The sequence below is a fragment of the Streptomyces sp. L500 genome, assembly GCF_054551825.1.
In genome coordinates this window covers 160,506-178,095 of record NZ_JBTOLC010000004.1, presented here as the reverse complement: position 1 = coordinate 178,095, position 17,590 = coordinate 160,506, and the positions used below count along the sequence as shown (strand labels likewise).

Genomic DNA, 17,590 nt, shown 5'->3' with positions numbered 1-17,590 from the left:
GCGACTCGCCGCCTCATGCCACTAACCGGCTGATCGCCTCGACGACGGCGGCCAGCGACGCCAGCCCGCCGACGGCCGTGGCGCCGCTCGTCAGCAGCGTCCGCAGGCGCGTCAGCCGGGTGCGCCGGGCCTGGCCGGTCAGCCCGGCCTCCGCCTGGAGCTCCGCGAGCTCCCCGTCGACCTCGTCCAGACCGTCGCCCGGGGTGCGGACGCGGTGGGACAGCTCCATTCGCATCTCCCGCACCGCCGCGAGGAGTTCGGGCGTCACGGTCAGCAACTGCCGCGAGGCGTCGACCGCCCGCGCGTCCCTGCCCTGGGCCAGCGCGCCGCCCGACATCGAGCCGACGGCCATGCCGCCCCGGCCCGGGGCCGGCGGCGGGGGCGTGGCGGCCGCCGTGGCGGGGCGCTCGCCCACGCGGTCGGAGCGGTCCTCGGCCCGGGCGCCGTCGCCCTGGGCCACGGCGCCGCCGCTGAGCGAGCCGATGGAGATGCCGCCGCCGCCCGGGCTCCGGTTGCTCTCGCGGCGGTGTTCGTCGTCCTCGTGCCGGTCGTTCCCGTGCTGATCGCTGTCGTGTCGGTCGTCCGTCATCGTCCCCCGCTTCCCGTGAGGTGTTTGGCCTCGGCGCCCGCGCCCTGGGCCACGGCGCCGCCGCTCATCTGGCCGATGTAGATCGCGCCCTCGCTGATCTGCACGATCTGCTGCTCGAAACGGTCCGTCTCATAGCCCTGGGAGCGCAGCGCCTCCCGGACCCCGCTGGCGATGCGGTCCTGGACCGTCTTCACATAGCGGCTGACGTCCATCTCCTGGAACAGCGAGATCTCCTTCGCCGCCGCCAGCTCCCGCACCGAGTGGGCCGGGCCGTCCGGCGCCGAGCGCCGGGGGTCGGCGAGCCAGGTGCGGAAGCCCGACACGCCGGAGCGGACCGTGGAGACCGCCGCCGCGAAGCCGGCCGCGGGGGCGGTCAGCAGCGCGCGCAGGCCGTCGCGCAGCATGTCCTCCTCGCCCCGGCTCGCGATCACGTCGACCGCGCGGAACTCCGCCCGGATCGGCGTCAGGACGTGCGGGACGACCTCCAGGACCAGCATCCCGCCCTGGGTGTGCACCCGGACCAGTACCGAGACCACGACCTGCTCGTCCCACGCGCCGACGCGCACGCGCAGGAAGTAGCGGCGCGCCTCGCCGCCCTCGTTGACGGCCTCGGCCAGGTGCATCCGCACCGTGCGCTCGTCGTAGGACACCACGGAGCGCTGCGGCCCGACCGGGAGGTAGACGAACTCGTCGATCTCCAGGTCCTTCAGCCGGTCCCGGCTCGTCGCGGCGGCGGCCTGCCGCAGGGCCTCCAGCCGGGGGCGGATGAGCTCGACGACCGTACGGCCGGTGAAGGGGGCACCGGCCGCGCCGCCGGCCCCTCCGTCGGTCACGCCATTGGCCGCGCCATTGGCGGTGCCGTTGGACGCCGACGGTGAATTCTTGCCGCGCTTGAGCTCCAGGGCGAAGGACCAGGGCTCGTAGGGGACGCCCATGCCGATGAACGGCCGGGAGGGGTCGTAGATCGTCAGCCCCGCGTACTGCTCCCGGTCGATGGACCGGGCGATGCGGCGGTGGTACGCCGAATCGGGGAAGGGCCGGCTGTCGGCGAAGTTCTTCCGGCTCAGCTCGTCGCGCATCACGGCCGCCACGCGCGCCCGGTGCATCCACACCGGCAGCACGAGCAGCAGCGGGAAGATGATGCCCGCCCAGTTGCCCGCGCCCTGGGCGAGCGCCCACAGGGCGAACAGCCAGTAGGCGAGGGTGATGAGCGGCAGGCCCGGCAGCAGGGCGCGCAGGGCGCGCTGGGCGCCGCTGCCCTGCAGGGCCTCGCGGAGCGTGCGCCGGTCGACCACGTACGCCGCCGAGCCGCGCCCGGCGGCGGCGTGCGCGCCCCAGTGGAGCAGACAGACGGCCGCGTACAGGAAGGACCAGAGGCCGACGAACGGCAGGCCCTCCGCACCCTCGGGGGCGGAGGCGGCGTCGGCGGCGATGAAGCCCACCCAGAGGGCGAGCAGGAGCAGGGCGGTCAGGGTGTCCTGACCGCGGGCGCGCAGTGCGTGGGTGAGCACCGGCACCACATCGACCCCCAGGGACGGGGCGATGGGTCTTTCCTCATGTTCCACCAGCTCTTCGATGACACGGCGGCGGAACTCGATGTCGAGGTAGGTCCCCGCGCAGAGTAACCGGGTGGCCTCTGACGGGGATCCTTGGACGGAGTGGCTCATTTCGGTCCCCCGATCCGTCGAACTCGCCTTCGAACTAGCCGAGTTGACGTATTTTCGGAAGAACCCAGAATAAGCCAACGGGCCCGCCACCGACCCCCCTTGGGAGTGGATGACGGGCCCGAAAATCGTCGGGCACGGGTGTACGTCGGCACACCCGTACGGCGACGGTGGTTCCGTACCGGCTCAGATCAGGCCGAGGGCGCGCACGGCGTCGCGCTCCTCCGCGAGCTCCTGGACGGAGGCGTCGATGCGGGAGCGGGAGAAGTCGTTGATCTCCAGGCCCTGGACGATCTCGTACTTGCCGTCCTTCACGGTGACCGGGAAGGAGGAGATGAGGCCCTCGGGGACACCGTAGGAGCCGTCCGACGGGATGCCCATGGAGGCCCAGTCGCCCTCGGCGGTGCCGTTGACCCAGGTGTGGACGTGGTCGATGGCGGCGTTGGCGGCCGAGGCGGCGGAGGACGCGCCACGGGCCTCGATGATCGCGGCGCCGCGCTTGGCGACGGTCGGGATGAAGGTGTCGGCCAGCCACGCCTCGTCGTTCACGACCTCGGCGGCGTTCTTGCCGGCGATCTCGGCGTGGAAGATGTCCGGGTACTGGGTGGCGGAGTGGTTGCCCCAGATCGTCAGCTTCTTGATGTCGGAGACCGCGGCGCCGGTCTTCTTCGCCAGCTGGGAGATGGCGCGGTTGTGGTCCAGACGGGTCATCGCGGTGAAGCGCTCACGCGGCACGTCCGGGGCGGCGGCCTGGGCGATCAGGGCGTTGGTGTTGGCCGGGTTGCCGACGACGAGGACCTTGATGTCGTCCGCGGCGTGGTCGTTGATGGCCTTGCCCTGCGGCTTGAAGATGCCGCCGTTGGCCTCGAGCAGGTCGCCGCGCTCCATGCCCTTGGTGCGGGGGCGGGCGCCGACGAGCAGCGCGACGTTGGCGCCGTCGAACGCGACGTTCGGGTCGTCGGTGATCTCGATGCCGCGCAGCAGCGGGAAGGCGCAGTCGTCGAGCTCCATGGCGGTGCCCTCGGCGGCCTTCAGGCCCTGCGGGATCTCCAGCAGGCGCAGCTTGACCGGCACGTCCGCGCCGAGGAGGTGACCGGAGGCGATGCGGAAGAGCAGCGCGTAGCCGATCTGACCGGCGGCGCCGGTAATGGTGACATTGACGGGAGTGCGGGTCATGGCGATCTCCTGCGCGAGCTTTGGTGGGTGTCCCTGCCCAAGGTGTGCGGATCTCTCTCGGTATCAAGAGATCCGGCGTCAGGCTATCCGACGGGACCGGTCGTGTACTCCCGACCCGGTGTGGGACGCCTCACCGTCACGTTTGCCCCGTTTCCCCTCACCCCTCCGGGGATCGTTCTTGCGGTGGGCGGGGGGTGGTGCAGCCCTTGCGGCCGGAGAGGAGGGCCGCGCAGGCGGAGGCCTGGCGGGAGTCGGCGACGGGGATCATGCGGGTGTGCCCGTCGGCACCCTTGTCGACGCGGCCGCTGTCGGTGACGGCCCGGCCGCCGGTGCCGCTTATGCGGAGGGTGTCGCCCGGCGCGGCCTGGGTGATCCGGGCCCACGCGGCGCCGCACGCCTTGCTGTAGCGGACCTCGAGGTACGACGCCCCCACCGTCGCGGAACCCGCTGTCGTGGCGTGCACGCCGCCGCAGCCCATCGTCTCGGGGTCCTTGCCGGCGCAGGCGGCGCCCGTGCACTTCACCCCGTCGGGCAAGCTCGACGGGCTGCCCGCGCTCGGCGTGGCGATCGCGCCCGGGGACACCTGCCCGTCGTTCGAGCCCGTGCCGAGCAGCAGCACGCCCGCCGCCACGACGAGGAGGGCCCCCACCGCGCCGACGGCGAACAGGACCGTGTTGCGGCGCGCGGAGGCGGGGGCGGAGGCGGCGGCCTTGGGGCTCCTGGGCACCTTGGGGTCCTTGGGCGCCTTCGGCTTCCGGACCGGGATGGCCTTCTCCCGCACGTCCCGCGACCCCGGATCGCGCGGCAGCCCGGAATCCGGCATCGGAGACCTCGGCGGCTCGGCCTCGTCGTCGCGCAGGGCCGTGGGCGCGGACGACGGCGCGGCGGCCGCGCCCGCCGCCGCGGGCCTCCTCGCCTTCGCCGTCTTCTCCGGCGGCGGCCCGTACTCCCCCAGCGCCGCCTTCGCCTCCGCGACGCGGATCGCCTCCATCGTCACGTCGTGCCGCAGTTCGGAGCGGCTCCACGCCCGTTCGGCCAGCTCCCACAGCGTGCCCAGATGGCCCACATCCGTGCCCGTGACCTCGGCCAGCGCCTCGGCCGCCCCGCGCGGGGGCAGCAACCGGCCGTTGAGGTAGCGCTCCCAGGACGTCTTGCTGTAGCCGGTGCGGTCGGCCACGGCGGCGATGCCGAGCCCGCTGCGCTCCACGAGTCTGCGCAATTGTTCGGCGAACTCGCGCACCTGCGGATCGAGTTCCTCCGGTAGCGCCCTCCAACGAGGCATTGCCCTCCCCTGTCCCCCGGTCCCCGCCCGACGACTACCCACGGGGATGCCCGAAACCAGCATGTCAGTTCCCAAAGGGGCGGCGCACGGAGGCACTTGGGGTTGATCAAGGCCATGGGGCGCACGCCCCCGGGGCGCGACCGGCGACCCCCGCCGTGCGTGGTGACCATACGGTGACATGACCGGGCACTTTGGTACGGAAAGAGGACCCGGTACCGGAACGGTCACGCCCATGCCACAGCGGCCCGGCGGACCTTGATCCGGCTTGTCGAGGTCATGATCCTTCTGGGGTGAGCGGCGGGCGGTCCTCCCACGGGGGTGGAGGACCGGCCGCCGGCTCTCCTCCACCCGTCTTCTACCCACATGTCGCCCCTCACACGCGGCATCACACACCGGCCTCGCACACCGGCGTCACACTCCGGCGTCTCACACACGCGGGGCCGGTGATTGCGGAACAAAGCACTCCGGGCTGCCACCGGCGGGCAGGACACAGGCCCGCGCCTTGTCCGGGTCCTTGGTGGCGGTCATGGCCGTCGACAGATAGACCTCCGTGTCCCGCTGGCTCGCGGCCTTGAGCTCCTTGGCGTCGGCTCCGGGCAGCGTGAGCACGACACGGTCGCCGAGCCGCAGGTTCATGGACCGCACCCACACGGCCCCGCACTTCTCGCTGTAGCGGATCTCGACCCGCTGGCCGCCGGCCGCCCGGCGCTGGAGCAGGGTGACGAGCATGCCCTGGGCGCCGCAGCCCATCTGCGTGGGGTCCGCGCCCTCGCACTCCGCGCCCCGGCAGCCGGGTTCGTAGGACTGCGGGTAGGAGGCCGCCGCGATGGGGCCCGCGGGGGCGTGGTCCCGGTCGCCGGCCCCGGACCCGCCGCTCGCCAGGACCAGCGCGACCACCACCCCCGCCACGACGAGCACGGCGGCGCCGGCCGGCAGCAGCACCCGTCGCACGAGGAACGGCCGCCGCTCCGGCTCCTCCACCACAGGTGGGGACGCCTGCGGAGGGGGCGCCTGCGGCGGGGCCTCCCCGGCGGCGGCCCGTCCGCTCCACGACTGCTCGGCCAGCTCCCACAGCGCCAGCAGCCTCTCCGCCGGCTCGCCCGCCAGCCGGCACAGCGCGTCGACGGCCTGCCGGGGCGGCAGCTTCTTGCCGTTGAGATAGCGCTCCCAGGACGACTTGCTGTACGGGGTCCGCTCGCCGAGCGCGGCCAGGCTCAGGCCCGTACGGTCCTTCAGCTCCCGCAGCCCGGCGGCCAGCCGCCCGCACTCGGCGGGAACGAGCCGTTCCCCGCTCCCGCTCACCGGCGCAGCTCCTTCCAGGTGTCCGGGCCGACGATCCCGTCGACGACCAGGCCGCGCTCCTTCTGGAACGCCTTGGCGGCGTTCTTGCTCCGCTCCCCGTAGGAGCCGTCGGCGAGGCCGGGGTCGAAGCCGTGGTACCGCAGCAGGCACTGGGCCTCCAGGACCTCCCAGCCGGTGCTCTTGAGGTCCATGAGCGTGGTCCGGGTCGCGCTGTAGCCGGCGCGCAGATCGCCGTCGTGCCGCTGGACGTCGCAGGGGCGCGAGCGGCCCTGGACGAGGACGAAGGGGGCCGGCGTGTCGCCGACGGCGGCGTGCTCCTGGCCCGCGGTCGTCCGGTCGCCCTGCCACGGACGGGTGACCAGCAGGACGGCGGCCAGGGCGACCGCCAGGGCGACGACGGCCGCGGCGAGCACGACGGTCGTCGTACGGCGGGGGCCGGGGCGCGCGCCGCCACCGGCGGGGGGCGGTGCCGTGGGCGCGCCGGGTGCCACCCCTACCGTCTCCTCCCCCTCGTCCGGCTCCGCCGCCTCGTCCGTCCACGCCTCCGCAGCGACCTCGTGGAGCACCAGCAGCCTCGTCACGTCCGCGCCGCACACCCGGGCCAGTTCCTCGACGGCGTCGCGCGGCGGGAGTTGCCTGCCGTTGAGATAGCGCTCCCAGGAGGAACTGCTGTACGAGGTCTTGGCCGCCAGCGCGGCCAGGCTCAGCCCGCTGCGGTCCTTGAGTCTTCTGAGCTGTACGACGAGCTGCCGCACCCGCTGATCCAGCGAGGCGGGTAATTCCTTCCAACGCGACATGTTCCACCCCATACGCGTCACAAGAGTCCCTCGAGGCGGAAAGTCGCCTCATGCCGCACATCATGGCGAGGTAAACGCGCCGATTCCCGTCTCCGGGACCGGGAGCCGTGGTTTCCGGCCAGCCCGGCCGTCCCTCGCCCGTCCCACCACCACCTCGTGGGACCCGGCGTCCCCGCAGGTGGGGGCGTGGGACGTCCCACGGTGGCCCAATTCCCGGCGATCCTTTGGCAGGAGGGGATGTGGCGCATCACAGTCAGTCCTGCAAGCCGGGGGCGGCACGGTCCACCCCGTGCCGTCCCCCACCGCTCATCGACGGGGAGGAACCCGGATCATGAACGTACGCAGGAGTGTCGCCGTGTCCGCCGCGACCATCATGCTGGGCGGCGGGCTCGCCCTCGCGGCCCCGGCCGCGAACGCGGCGCCGACGGACGGCCCCGCGGTCCAGGACTCCTGGAGCCGGCTGTGGACCGCCGACATCTCCGGTGACTACCTCAAGTCGCACGGCCAGTGGGTCTCGCAGGGCTACAAACAGCCCAACGGCTCGCGCATGGCCCGCGGCGTCTTCAGCTGCTCCGGTAACGGCACGGCGAAGCTGACGGTCCTCAACCTCGACACCGGCCAGAGCAAGTCGAAGACGCACAGCTGCAAAGGCGACCGGTACCACGTCGACCCCGTGAGCTACCGGAACGGGGAGACCGTCAAGCTGATCCTCAAGGGCTCGAAGAACACCAAGGTCGAGGCCTGGGCCGGCCGCTGACCGCGCCCGCACGGTCCGGGGCGTTCGCCCGGCGCCCCGGGCCCCCGCACCCGGTGGTCCGTCCTCCCACGGGGGAGAGGACGGGCCACCGTCACGTCCGCCCGCCGGCCGCGCGGCTACGCCGCCGCCGCGCCGGTCCGCTTCCGCAGGTTCTCGTCCAGGGCCGCCAGGAACTGCTCGGTCGTCAGCCACGGCTGACCGGGGCCGATCAGCTGGGCCAGGTCCTTGGTCATCTGGCCGCCCTCCACCGTCTCGACGCAGACCTTCTCCAGCGCCTCCGCGAACCGGACGACCTCGGGCGTGCCGTCCAGGCGGCCGCGGTGGGCCAGGGCCCGGGTCCAGGCGAAGATCGAGGCGATGGGGTTGGTGGAGGTGGCCTTGCCCGCCTGGTGCTGCCGGTAGTGACGGGTGACCGTGCCGTGGGCGGCCTCCGCCTCGACCGTTCGGCCGTCGGGGGACATCAGCACCGAGGTCATCAGGCCCAGCGAGCCGAAGCCCTGCGCGACGACGTCCGACTGGACGTCACCGTCGTAGTTCTTGCACGCCCACACGTAGCCGCCGTCCCACTTGAGGGCGGCGGCGACCATGTCGTCGATCAGCCGGTGCTCGTAGGTCAGGCCCGCCGCCTCGAAGCCCTCCCGGAACTCGGCGTCGAAGACGGCCTGGAAGAGGTCCTTGAAGCGGCCGTCGTACTTCTTGAGGATCGTGTTCTTGGTGGACATGTACACCGGGTAGCCGCGGTCGAGGCCGTAGCGGAACGAGGCGCGGGCGAAGTCGCGGATCGACTCGTCCAGGTTGTACATGGACAGCGCGACGCCGGCGCCCGGGAACTCGTAGACCTCCAGCTCGATCGGCTCGGAGCCGTCCTTCGGGGTGAAGGTCATGGTGAGCGTGCCCTCGCCGGGAACCTTGAGGTCCGTGGCGCGGTACTGGTCGCCGAAGGCGTGGCGGCCGACGACGATGGGCTTGGTCCAGCCGGGCACCAGCCGCGGCACATTGCTCATGATGATCGGCTCGCGGAAGATCACTCCGCCGAGGATGTTGCGGATGGTGCCGTTGGGCGAGCGGTACATCGCCTTGAGGTTGAACTCCTCGACGCGGGCCTCGTCCGGGGTGATGGTCGCGCACTTCACCCCGACGCCGTGTTCCTTGATGGCGTGGGCGGCGTCGACCGTCACCTGGTCACCCGTGGCGTCGCGGTTCTCGATGCCCAGGTCGTAGTACTTCAGCTCGATGTCGAGGTAGGGCAGGATCAGTTTTTCCTTGATGAACCGCCAGATGATGCGGGTCATCTCGTCGCCGTCGAGCTCGACGACGGGGTTGGCGACCTTGATCTTGGCCATGAGCCGGAACACCCCTTCTCACGCAACGTTCGTGGGGCCGACGCACCGGGCGGCCCCACGTCCACGCACCTTGCCGTACGCACTGCGCACTACGTCCTGCGCACTACTGCACGGTGAAGTGCAGCACGTCCTCCAGGAACGGGATCTTCAGCCACGCGTGCGGCTGGGCCATCAGGGCGAGCAGCACGATCGCCAGGCCCAGGCCGCCGTACAGGAAGAGGTCGGTGAACCGCGAACGGACGGCCAGCATGCCCACGGACGGCAGCGTCCAGCGCAGCACCGCGCCGCCGATCAGCGCGAGCCCGATGATCAGCGCGCCGATCCGGAAGGCGTCGAAGGCCACGATCAGCAGGCCCAGGCCCGTGGCCCCCAGGACCGCCAGCAGCGGCCACTGCCGCGCGGGCGCCGGCGCCCGCCCGGGCGCGGCGCGCCCACCGCCCTCGGGCCGCGCGGTGTCCCGGGTGACCTGCGGGGGGCGCCGGGACGGGCCGGATGCGGGTGCGGATGCCTTGCCGGCGGGCTCAGTGGACGGCTTGCCCGGCCCGGCCGAGTCGCCGGCTCCGTTGGGCGAACCGGGCGCCGCGTTGGCCGAACCGTTCACGCCGGAACCGTTCACGCCCGAGCTGTTCGAGGCCGAGCCGTTCGAAGCCGAACGGCTCTCGCCCGAACGGTTCGGGTCCGAGCCGTTCGCGCCCGGCCCGGTGGGCTCAGCCCTCATCGCCGGTTCCGTCGCGCCGCGAGGCGTCCCGCTCGGCGGCCTCCACCACGTTGGCCAGCAGCAGGGCGCGGGTCATCGGGCCGACGCCGCCGGGGTTCGGGGAGATCCAGGCCGCGACCTCGCGCACGCCCGGGTGGACATCGCCGACGATCTTGCCGTTCTCGTCGCGGCTGACGCCGACGTCGAGGACGGCCGCGCCCGGCTTGACGTCCTCGGGCTTGATCAGGTGCGGCACGCCCGCCGCGGCCACGATGATGTCGGCCCGCTTCAGGTGGGCCGCCAGGTCCCGGGTGCCGGTGTGGCACTGCGTGACCGTGGCGTTCTCGGAGCGGCGGGTCAGCAGCAGCGGCATCGGACGGCCGATGGTCACACCGCGCCCGACGACGACCACCTCGGCGCCGTTGATCTCCACGCCGTGCCGGCGCAGCAGGGTGATGATGCCGTTGGGGGTGCAGGGCAGCGGGGCGGGCTCGTTGAGGACGAGGTGGCCGAGGTTGGTCGGGTGGAGCCCGTCGGCGTCCTTGGCCGGGTCCATCAGGCCGAGGACGCGGTTCTCGTCGATGCCCTTGGGCAGCGGCAGCTGGACGATGTAGCCGGTGCAGGCCGGGTCCTCGTTGAGCTCCCGGACGACCGCCTCGATCTCCTCCTGGGTGGCGGTCGCGGGCAGCTCGCGCTGGATGGAGGCGATGCCGACCTCGGCGCAGTCCCGGTGCTTGCCGGCCACGTACTTCTGGCTGCCCGGGTCCTCCCCGACCAGGATCGTGCCCAGGCCGGGGGTGATGCCCCGGGCCTTCAGCGCCTGCACGCGGGTGGAGAGTTCTGACTTGATCGCGGCCGCGGTGGCCTTGCCATCGAGAATCTGGGCGGTCATGGTGCACATCCTCGCGGATCGGGTGGGGTTGGTTCCACTCAGGTCGGAGTCGCCCGCGCGACGTTGCGCGGTACGACCGTATGTCTACGATTGCGCGGCCGTGGCCCGGGCCACGGCCGTCCCGTACGAACCCAGCCACCGCTCGAAGGACACGTCCAGGTGACCCACCCGAACCCGCCCTACCCGCCGCCCCCGCCGGGCTACGGTCCGCCGCAGCAGCCGGGGCAGCCGTATCCGCAGCCGGGCCAGCCGTATCCGCAGTACCCGCCGTTCCCCCAGCAGCCCGGGGCGTACGGGGCCTACGGCCACGGCGGCTACCCGCAGGACCCGTACGCGATGCAGCAGCGCCCGCCGCTGGCGGGCTGGTGGGCCCGGGTGGGCGCGACGCTGCTGGACGGCCTGATCCTGGGGATTCCCACGCTGCTGCTGATCGCGGCCGGCGCCGGCATGTGGATCACCGGATACGAGGACTGCTCCACGTACGCGGCGAGCCAGGGCTACTGCGAGCAGTCGACCGGCCTGGTGACCGGCGGCCTGGTCGTGATGGGGCTCGCCTTCCTCCTCAGCGTCTTCCTCGGCTTCTGGGCCCTCTACCGCCAGGGCAGGACCGGTCAGACGCCGGGCAAGAAGGCCGTGGGCATCAGCGTGCTGCGCGAGCGCGACGGCATGCCCACCGGCTTCGGCATGGCGTTCGTCCGGAACCTGTGCCACATCGTCGACGGTTTCTTCTACCTCGGCTATCTCTGGCCGCTGTGGGACGAGAAGAAGCAGACCTTCGCCGACAAGATCGTCGGCACGGTCGTCGTCCGGACGCGCTGAGCGTCCCCGGAAGGCCGCGCTCCACGGAGCGCGGCCTTCCGCGTTCTCGGGGATCAGTGGAAGAAGTGGCGCGTACCCGTGAAGTACATCGTCACGCCCGCCGCCTTCGCGGCCTCCACCACCTGCTCGTCCCGGACCGAACCGCCCGGCTGGGCCACCGCCTTGATGCCGGCGGCGGTCAGCACCTCCAGCCCGTCCGGGAACGGGAAGAACGCGTCGGACGCGGCGTACGAGCCCTGGGCGCGCTCCTCGCCCGCCCGCTGGACGGCCAGCTTCGCGGAGTCCACCCGGTTGACCTGGCCCATGCCGACGCCGACGGTCGCGCCGTCCTTGGCCAGCAGGATGGCGTTGGACTTCACCGCGCGGCAGGCCTTCCACGCGAAGGCGAGCTCGGCCAGCTCCTCGGGGGACAGCGCCTCGCCCGTGGCGAGCGTCCAGTTGGCCGGGTCGTCGCCCTCGGCCTGGAGGCGGTCCTTCTCCTGCAGCAGGATGCCGCCCTCGATGGGCCGGGCCTCCAGGGCCTGCGCGGGCGCGTCGGGGCAGCGCAGCACGCGGATGTTCTTCTTCCGGGACAGCACCTCGACCGCGCCGGCCTCGTAGTACGGCGCCACGATGACCTCGGTGAAGATCTCCGCCACCTGCTCGGCCATCTCCAGCGTCACCGGCCGGTTGACGGCGATGACCCCGCCGAAGGCCGACAGCGGGTCACAGGCGTGCGCCTTGCGGTGGGCCTCGCCGACGTCCGCGCCGACCGCGATGCCGCAGGGGTTGGCGTGCTTGATGATCGCGACACAGGGCTCGTCGTGGTCGTACGCCGCCCGGCGCGCGGCCTCGGTGTCGACGTAGTTGTTGTACGACATCTCCTTGCCGTGCAGCTGCTCCGCGTTCGCGAGCCCCGCGCCCGTGGGGTCGAGGTAGAGCGCGGCGGGCTGGTGCGGGTTCTCGCCGTAGCGCAGGACGTTCTTGCGCTCGTAGGTGGCGCCCGCGAAGGCCGGGAAGCCGGCGCCCTCCTCGTCGGCGGCGTAGCCCTCCGCGAACCAGTTCGCCACGGCCACGTCGTACGCGGCCGTGTGCTGGAACGCCTCGGCGGCCAGCCGCTTGCGGGCGGCGAGGTCGAACCCGCCGTCGGCGACGGCCTTGAGCACGTCGTCGTAGCGCCCGGGGTTGACGATCACGGCGACGGAGGGGTGGTTCTTGGCCGCCGCGCGGACCATCGACGGACCGCCGATGTCGATCTGCTCGACGCACTCGTCGGGCGAGGCGCCCGAGGCGACGGTCTCCCGGAACGGGTAGAGGTTGACGATCACCAGCTCGAAGGGGCTGACGCCCAGCTCGTCGAGCTGCGCGCGGTGCGCCTCCAGGCGCTGGTCGGCGAGGATGCCCGCGTGGACGCGGGGGTGGAGGGTCTTCACCCGGCCGTCCAGGCACTCGGGGAAGCCGGTGAGCTCCTCGACCTTGGTGACGGGGACACCGGCGGCGGCGATCCGGCCGGCCGTGGAACCGGTGGAGACCAGCTCGACGCCCGCGTCGTGCAGCCCCCGGGCCAGCTCCTCCAGCCCCGTCTTGTCGTAGACGCTGACCAGTGCCCGGCGGATGGGCCGCTTCATGCTCTCGGCGGTCACGGGATCCTTACCTTTCGTCCCTCTATGCGGTAGCCGTCGCGGGCCAGACGCCCCACGACATCGACGAGCAGCGAACGCTCGACTTCCTTGATCCGCTCGTGCAGCGCGGACTCGTCGTCCTCGTCCCTGATCTCCACCACGCCCTGGGCGATGATCGGGCCGGTGTCGACGCCTTCGTCGACGAGGTGGACGGTGCACCCGGTGACCTTCACGCCGTACGCGAGCGCGTCGCGCACCCCGTGGGCACCGGGAAAGCTGGGGAGGAGGGCGGGGTGGGTATTGACGATCCGCCCGCCGAACCGGGCGAGGAACGCCCGCCCCACGATCTTCATAAAGCCGGCGGAGACGACGAGGTCCGGCTCGTACGCGGCCGTCGCCTCCGTCAGCGCCTCGTCCCACGCATCACGGGTTGCGTGGTCCTTCACCCGGCACACATACGTCGGCAGCCCGGCGCGCTCGGCGCGCTCCAGGCCCGCGATGCCGTCCCGGTCGGCGCCCACGGCCACGACGCGGACGCCGTAGCCGCCGGGATCGGCGGCGATGGCGTCCAGCAGGGCCTGAAGGTTCGTACCGGAGCCGGAGACGAGCACGACGACACGGGCGGGGCGGGCGGGGGCGGCCACGGTGGGGCCCTTTCTCGCGGGTGATGCGTGGGTGATGCGTTGACGCGGTTTGTATGGTCGTACGAGTCGGAAGGGTCGCCGATTACGGGGGACTCTACGAACCCGCCGACCGCCAGCAACGATACCGGCACACCGAACCGCCCCCACGGGACGGGGGCGGGCACGGGAGGTAGCGTCGGGACCGGACCGGACGGCGGCGCGGCAACGGCACGGGAAAAAGAGCGTGTCACCGTAGGCTCGAAGGTGCAGGACGACCACACCAGGGGAAGACACACTCCACATGCCGGACCGACGCCGCCACGCGGTTCACCGCCTCCCGCGCCTCGCGCTGCGCGAGAGCCAGCCGCAGCCTGCCTCCGCCGGGGAGGAGCGGGACAACCCCTTCGCCGCGCCGCCCGAGGGCAGCCCGGACCGCCCTTGGCAGCCGCGCACGCCGGCGTCGGGCAACCCGGGCGGTTCCGGCCACTCCGGCCACTCCGGTGACTCCGGTGACGGCGACGACGAGAACGGCCAGGGGTCGGGCTCGGGCTCGGGCCCCGGTGAGGAGCGTCCAGCGTGGGGCAGCCAGTGGAGCAGCCGGCAGCCGGGACGGCAGGGCGGCGGCTTCGGCGGCGGCCAGGGCCCGGGGGGCGGCCCCGGCGGCCCGGGCGGCCTCCGCTGGGACCCCACGGACCCGGCCCAGCGGCGCGCCCGCTACGCGCTGCTCGCGGGCATGTGGGGCTTCTTCTTCGCCCTCTTCAGCATTCCGCAGGTGGCCCTGCTGCTCGGTGCCCTCTCCGTCTACTGGGGCATCAGCTCCCTGCGCGCCAAGCCCAAGCCGCGCGACCCGGACACCCCGGCCCCGCCGCCCACCCCCGGCGGCTTCCGCCCCCAGACGACGGCGGCGGTCAGCGGCCTGGTCACGGGCGGGCTGGCGCTGGCCATCGTGGCGGCGACGTTCGCCTTCCACATCGTCTACCGCGACTACTACACGTGCGTCGACGACGCGCTCACGCAGACGTCGCGGGCGGCGTGCGAGAACCATCTCCCGAAGCAGTTCCGGCCGCTGCTGGGGACACAGGACTGACGTCGGGGGCTGATTTCAGCCCCTCCGGCGGGGGCCTATTCCCCCTCCCGCGGCTCGAAGTCCGGCATCAGCCCGCCCCCCGAATCCTTGAGCGCCTCCCACCGGTGCCGCCGGGCCGACGGCTCGTGCCAGTCGGACGCGGCGGCGGCCCCCCGCCGCCGCCCCCGCTTCTTCGGCGGCCGGTGCCGCCCCCGCTCGCGCGGCTCCGCCGCCTCGGCGGCGTCGTCCCGCAGATGCCGAGTCGGCGTCAGCGGCAACGTCTCCGGCTCGTACACGACCGCCTCCGGCTCGGGCGCGGGCCGCGCGCTCCCGGGCACCCGGAAGCCGAACCACCCCACCATCGCCGCCCACAACGACCGCGAGCCTTCCGACGCGGGCTCGGGGTCGACTTCGGGACCAGGGTCCGGCCCGGGGCCGGGTCCCGGTTCTGGTCCCGGTTCCGGTTCGACCACCTGAGCGGCGGGCTCCGGCCCCACCGCCACCGCCAGCCCCAACGCATACCCGACCCGCCGCCACCCCGTCAGCACTGCCTCCCCGCCCTCCGCCCGCCCGTCCCGCGCCCCCGGCGCGGCCCGTACAACCCCCCGCCGCCACCGCACCACCAGCGCCCCCGGCAAGCCAATGGCCGCCGTCCAGGCCGCCGCCGCGCCCCCGGTGCGCCAGCACGGCGGGCCGAAGCCGGCGAGCGCCTCGTTGCCGATCGCGCCCGACGACGCGTAAGCCAGCACCGTCATCAACACCCCGCACAGCAGCGCGCCCAGTACCGCTGTCACGGCGACCTCCCCATAGCCCACCCGCGGGGGGCGCCTCGGCACGGCGGTGTGCGCGATCGCGATGCCCGCGCCGGCCGCGAGCGCCGCCGCGCCCGCCAGGACGAGCGGGCTCGCCGCGCCGGGCTCGGGCAGCGCCGCGAGCAACGGGAAGCGCGGGAGTACGGGGCGGTCCGGCGCGGCGCTCAGCGGGGCGACCAGGCTGCCCGCGCCCACCGTGAAGCCGGGCCCGAGCCCGTACGCCACCGCCCAGACCATCGCGTTGGGCAGCAGCGCCACGCTCAGCAGCGCCAGCGCCACCCGGCCGGACCAGCGCGGGGCGAGCTGGATGGCGGCGTCCTGGGCCGTCCCGGCGTGGACGGCCAGCGAGACGCCCACCAGCAGCAGGCCGCCGCCGAGGAGGACGGCCGCCGCCGTCGCCCCGGTGCGGGCGATCGCGGTCAGCCGGGCCCGGGTGAACCACCTCCGCAGCCGCGTGGGCAGCACCCGCCGGACGAAGGGCGGCGCCGGGAAGCCCGGCCGCCCGTCGGCCGTCCACACCCCGGCGGCGATGAACGCCGCGGCGACGAGCGGCAGCTGGAGCAGCGTGCTCAGCGGCGCGGGCCGTACCGGGCTGGACCAGGCGTAGATGACGGCCGCCAGGGCCACCAGGAGGTAGCCGCCGAGCATGGCGGTGAACGCGGGGCGGGGCGCGGGGCCGGGGGTGTCCGGGGGCGCGTCCTCGGGGGGCTCGAGGGCGTGGCAGGCGGCGCGGTAGAGCAGGGTGCAGGGCACGAGCGCGCACAGCAGCGGGGTCAGCGCGATGGGCGCGGGCGGCCCGGCCAGCGTCTCGGTCCGTACGAGGCCGGCGCCGTGCGCGAGCAGCCACAGGTCGGCGGCGACGCGCAGCGCGCCGGCGGGGCCGCTGTCGGGGTACGGGGAGGTGATCCACATCGCCAGGACGACCATGGCGAAGGTGCCGAGACCCAGCCCGGCGGCGAGCACCCCGCCGATGAACGCCGTGCTCGCCGATCCGGGGAGCGCCGGTGCCCAGAGCACGGGGCCCGCCTCGGCGGGCCGGTGCTCCGTCGTCGGCGACGGGCCGTGACCGGCGTATTCACTCACAGGGCCATGCTGCCAAGAACGCGCCTTTCGGGCGGGTAGCTGGCATTTAACCGTCGTGTCGCTTGTATGGCAACGAATACGGTTATGAACCTTTTAGTCCAACCAGGTGCGGCAACCGTGGCGCGAGGCTCCGCGTACGGGTGTGGGCCCGCACCCCCTGCCGGGGTGCGGGCCCACGCCGCGGAACCTGTGGCGGCGTCAGCCGGCCAGCGCGGCGCGCGCGAGGCGAGCCGTCTCGGACGGGGTCTTGCCGACCTTCACGCCCGCGGCCTCGAGGGCCTCCTTCTTCGCCTGGGCGGTGCCGGACGAACCGGACACGATGGCGCCGGCGTGGCCCATCGTCTTGCCCTCGGGCGCGGTGAAGCCGGCCACGTAGCCGACGACCGGCTTGGTGACGTGCTCCTTGATGAAGTCGGCCGCCCGCTCCTCCGCGTCGCCGCCGATCTCGCCGATCATGACGATCAGGTCGGTCTCGGGGTCGTCCTGGAAGGCCTTCAGGGCGTCGATGTGGGTGGTGCCGATGATCGGGTCGCCACCGATGCCGACGCAGGAGCTGAAGCCGAGGTCGCGCAGCTCGTACATCATCTGGTAGGTCAGCGTGCCGGACTTGGACACGAGACCGATGCGGCCGGGCTTGGTGATGTCGGCCGGGATGATGCCCGCGTTGGACTGTCCGGGGCTGATCAGACCCGGGCAGTTGGGGCCGATGATGCGGGTCTTGTTGCCCTTGGCCTGGGCCAGCGCCCAGAACGAGGCGGTGTCGTGGACCGCGACGCCCTCGGTGATCACGACGGCGAGCTCGATCTCGGCCTCGATGGCCTCGACGACGGCGTCCTTGGTGAACTTCTCCGGGACGAAGATGACCGTGACGTCGGCGCCGGTCTTCTCCATGGCGTCCTTGACGGAGCCGAAGACGGGGACCTCGGTGCCGTCGAAGTCGACGGTCGTGCCGGCCTTGCGCGGGTTCACGCCACCGACGATGTTGGTACCGGAAGCCAGCATGCGCTTGGTGTGCTTCTGGCCCTCGGAGCCGGTCATGCCCTGGACGATGACCTTGCTGTCCTTGGTGAGGAAGATAGCCATGGTG

At 73.0% G+C, this 17,590-nt stretch carries 16 protein-coding genes; 3 read left to right on the top strand and 13 right to left on the bottom strand.

Features of this window, described 5'->3' with window-relative positions:
* Positions 1-13: 13 nt before the first annotated feature.
* The 6 genes from ACX9I7_RS07220 to ACX9I7_RS07195 form a co-directional block, all read right to left on the bottom strand.
* The gene (locus ACX9I7_RS07220) at positions 14-589 is read right to left on the bottom strand and encodes a hypothetical protein (protein WP_459386827.1); all 576 of its coding nucleotides are present in this window, start codon (positions 587-589) and stop codon (positions 14-16) included.
* Complete coding sequence (locus tag ACX9I7_RS07215) at positions 586-2,256, bottom strand: hypothetical protein (protein WP_459386826.1); 1,671 nt, start codon at positions 2,254-2,256, stop codon at positions 586-588. The genes ACX9I7_RS07220 and ACX9I7_RS07215 overlap by 4 nt, the downstream gene beginning before the upstream one ends.
* A 183-nt stretch (positions 2,257-2,439) precedes the next feature.
* On the bottom strand, positions 2,440-3,429 hold the full coding sequence (locus tag ACX9I7_RS07210; protein WP_358627531.1) for a malate dehydrogenase: 990 nt from the start codon (positions 3,427-3,429) through the stop codon (positions 2,440-2,442).
* 157 nt (positions 3,430-3,586) lie between these two features.
* Positions 3,587-4,711, bottom strand: coding sequence for a helix-turn-helix domain-containing protein (locus ACX9I7_RS07205; protein WP_459386825.1), 1,125 nt, complete (start codon positions 4,709-4,711; stop codon positions 3,587-3,589).
* 426 nt (positions 4,712-5,137) lie between these two features.
* A complete protein-coding gene (locus ACX9I7_RS07200; protein ID WP_459386824.1) occupies positions 5,138-6,013 on the bottom strand; it encodes a helix-turn-helix domain-containing protein in 876 nt (291 codons plus the stop codon).
* On the bottom strand, positions 6,010-6,810 hold the full coding sequence (locus ACX9I7_RS07195; protein WP_459386823.1) for a helix-turn-helix domain-containing protein: 801 nt from the start codon (positions 6,808-6,810) through the stop codon (positions 6,010-6,012). Before ACX9I7_RS07195 ends, ACX9I7_RS07200 begins: the two co-directional genes overlap by 4 nt.
* Before the next feature lie 331 nt (positions 6,811-7,141).
* Between ACX9I7_RS07195 and ACX9I7_RS07190 the strand changes: the two genes are divergently transcribed.
* The gene (locus tag ACX9I7_RS07190) at positions 7,142-7,567 is read left to right on the top strand and encodes a hypothetical protein (protein WP_459386822.1); all 426 of its coding nucleotides are present in this window, start codon (positions 7,142-7,144) and stop codon (positions 7,565-7,567) included.
* A 116-nt stretch (positions 7,568-7,683) separates the two neighbouring features.
* Here ACX9I7_RS07190 and ACX9I7_RS07185 read toward each other — a convergent pair whose 3' ends face one another.
* From ACX9I7_RS07185 to ACX9I7_RS07175, 3 genes are all read right to left on the bottom strand, one after another.
* On the bottom strand, positions 7,684-8,910 hold the full coding sequence (locus ACX9I7_RS07185; protein WP_459386821.1) for an NADP-dependent isocitrate dehydrogenase: 1,227 nt from the start codon (positions 8,908-8,910) through the stop codon (positions 7,684-7,686).
* A gap of 103 nt (positions 8,911-9,013) precedes the next feature.
* Positions 9,014-9,511, bottom strand: coding sequence for a DUF3017 domain-containing protein (locus ACX9I7_RS07180; RefSeq protein WP_459386820.1), 498 nt, complete (start codon positions 9,509-9,511; stop codon positions 9,014-9,016).
* Between the two features lie 106 nt (positions 9,512-9,617).
* Positions 9,618-10,499 carry a bifunctional methylenetetrahydrofolate dehydrogenase/methenyltetrahydrofolate cyclohydrolase gene (locus ACX9I7_RS07175; RefSeq protein WP_189453076.1) on the bottom strand — a complete coding sequence of 294 codons (882 nt, stop codon included), beginning with the start codon at positions 10,497-10,499 and terminating at the stop codon, positions 9,618-9,620.
* A gap of 159 nt (positions 10,500-10,658) precedes the next feature.
* Here ACX9I7_RS07175 and ACX9I7_RS07170 point away from each other — a divergent pair, with 159 nt between their 5' ends.
* Complete coding sequence (locus ACX9I7_RS07170; protein ID WP_189453077.1) at positions 10,659-11,318, top strand: RDD family protein; 660 nt, start codon at positions 10,659-10,661, stop codon at positions 11,316-11,318.
* A 53-nt stretch (positions 11,319-11,371) separates the two neighbouring features.
* On the opposite strand, the gene purH is transcribed toward ACX9I7_RS07170, so the two are convergent.
* Positions 11,372-12,925, bottom strand: a complete 1,554-nt coding sequence (gene purH / locus ACX9I7_RS07165; RefSeq protein WP_189453566.1) for a bifunctional phosphoribosylaminoimidazolecarboxamide formyltransferase/IMP cyclohydrolase — start codon at positions 12,923-12,925, stop codon at positions 11,372-11,374.
* Positions 12,926-12,936: 11 nt separating this feature from the next.
* Positions 12,937-13,563, bottom strand: coding sequence for a phosphoribosylglycinamide formyltransferase (gene purN / locus ACX9I7_RS07160; RefSeq protein WP_358627506.1), 627 nt, complete (start codon positions 13,561-13,563; stop codon positions 12,937-12,939).
* 280 nt (positions 13,564-13,843) lie between these two features.
* On the opposite strand from purN, the gene ACX9I7_RS07155 reads away from it, so the two are divergent.
* Positions 13,844-14,629, top strand: coding sequence for a hypothetical protein (locus tag ACX9I7_RS07155; protein ID WP_459386819.1), 786 nt, complete (start codon positions 13,844-13,846; stop codon positions 14,627-14,629).
* A 35-nt stretch (positions 14,630-14,664) separates the two neighbouring features.
* Here the strand turns inward: ACX9I7_RS07155 and ACX9I7_RS07150 are convergent, their stop codons facing one another.
* Both ACX9I7_RS07150 and sucD read right to left on the bottom strand, forming a co-directional pair.
* Positions 14,665-16,503, bottom strand: a complete 1,839-nt coding sequence (locus ACX9I7_RS07150) for a cell division protein PerM (protein ID WP_459386818.1) — start codon at positions 16,501-16,503, stop codon at positions 14,665-14,667.
* 198 nt (positions 16,504-16,701) lie between these two features.
* On the bottom strand, positions 16,702-17,586 hold the full coding sequence (gene sucD / locus ACX9I7_RS07145; protein ID WP_126915613.1) for a succinate--CoA ligase subunit alpha: 885 nt from the start codon (positions 17,584-17,586) through the stop codon (positions 16,702-16,704).
* Between the last annotated feature and the right edge of the window lie 4 nt (positions 17,587-17,590).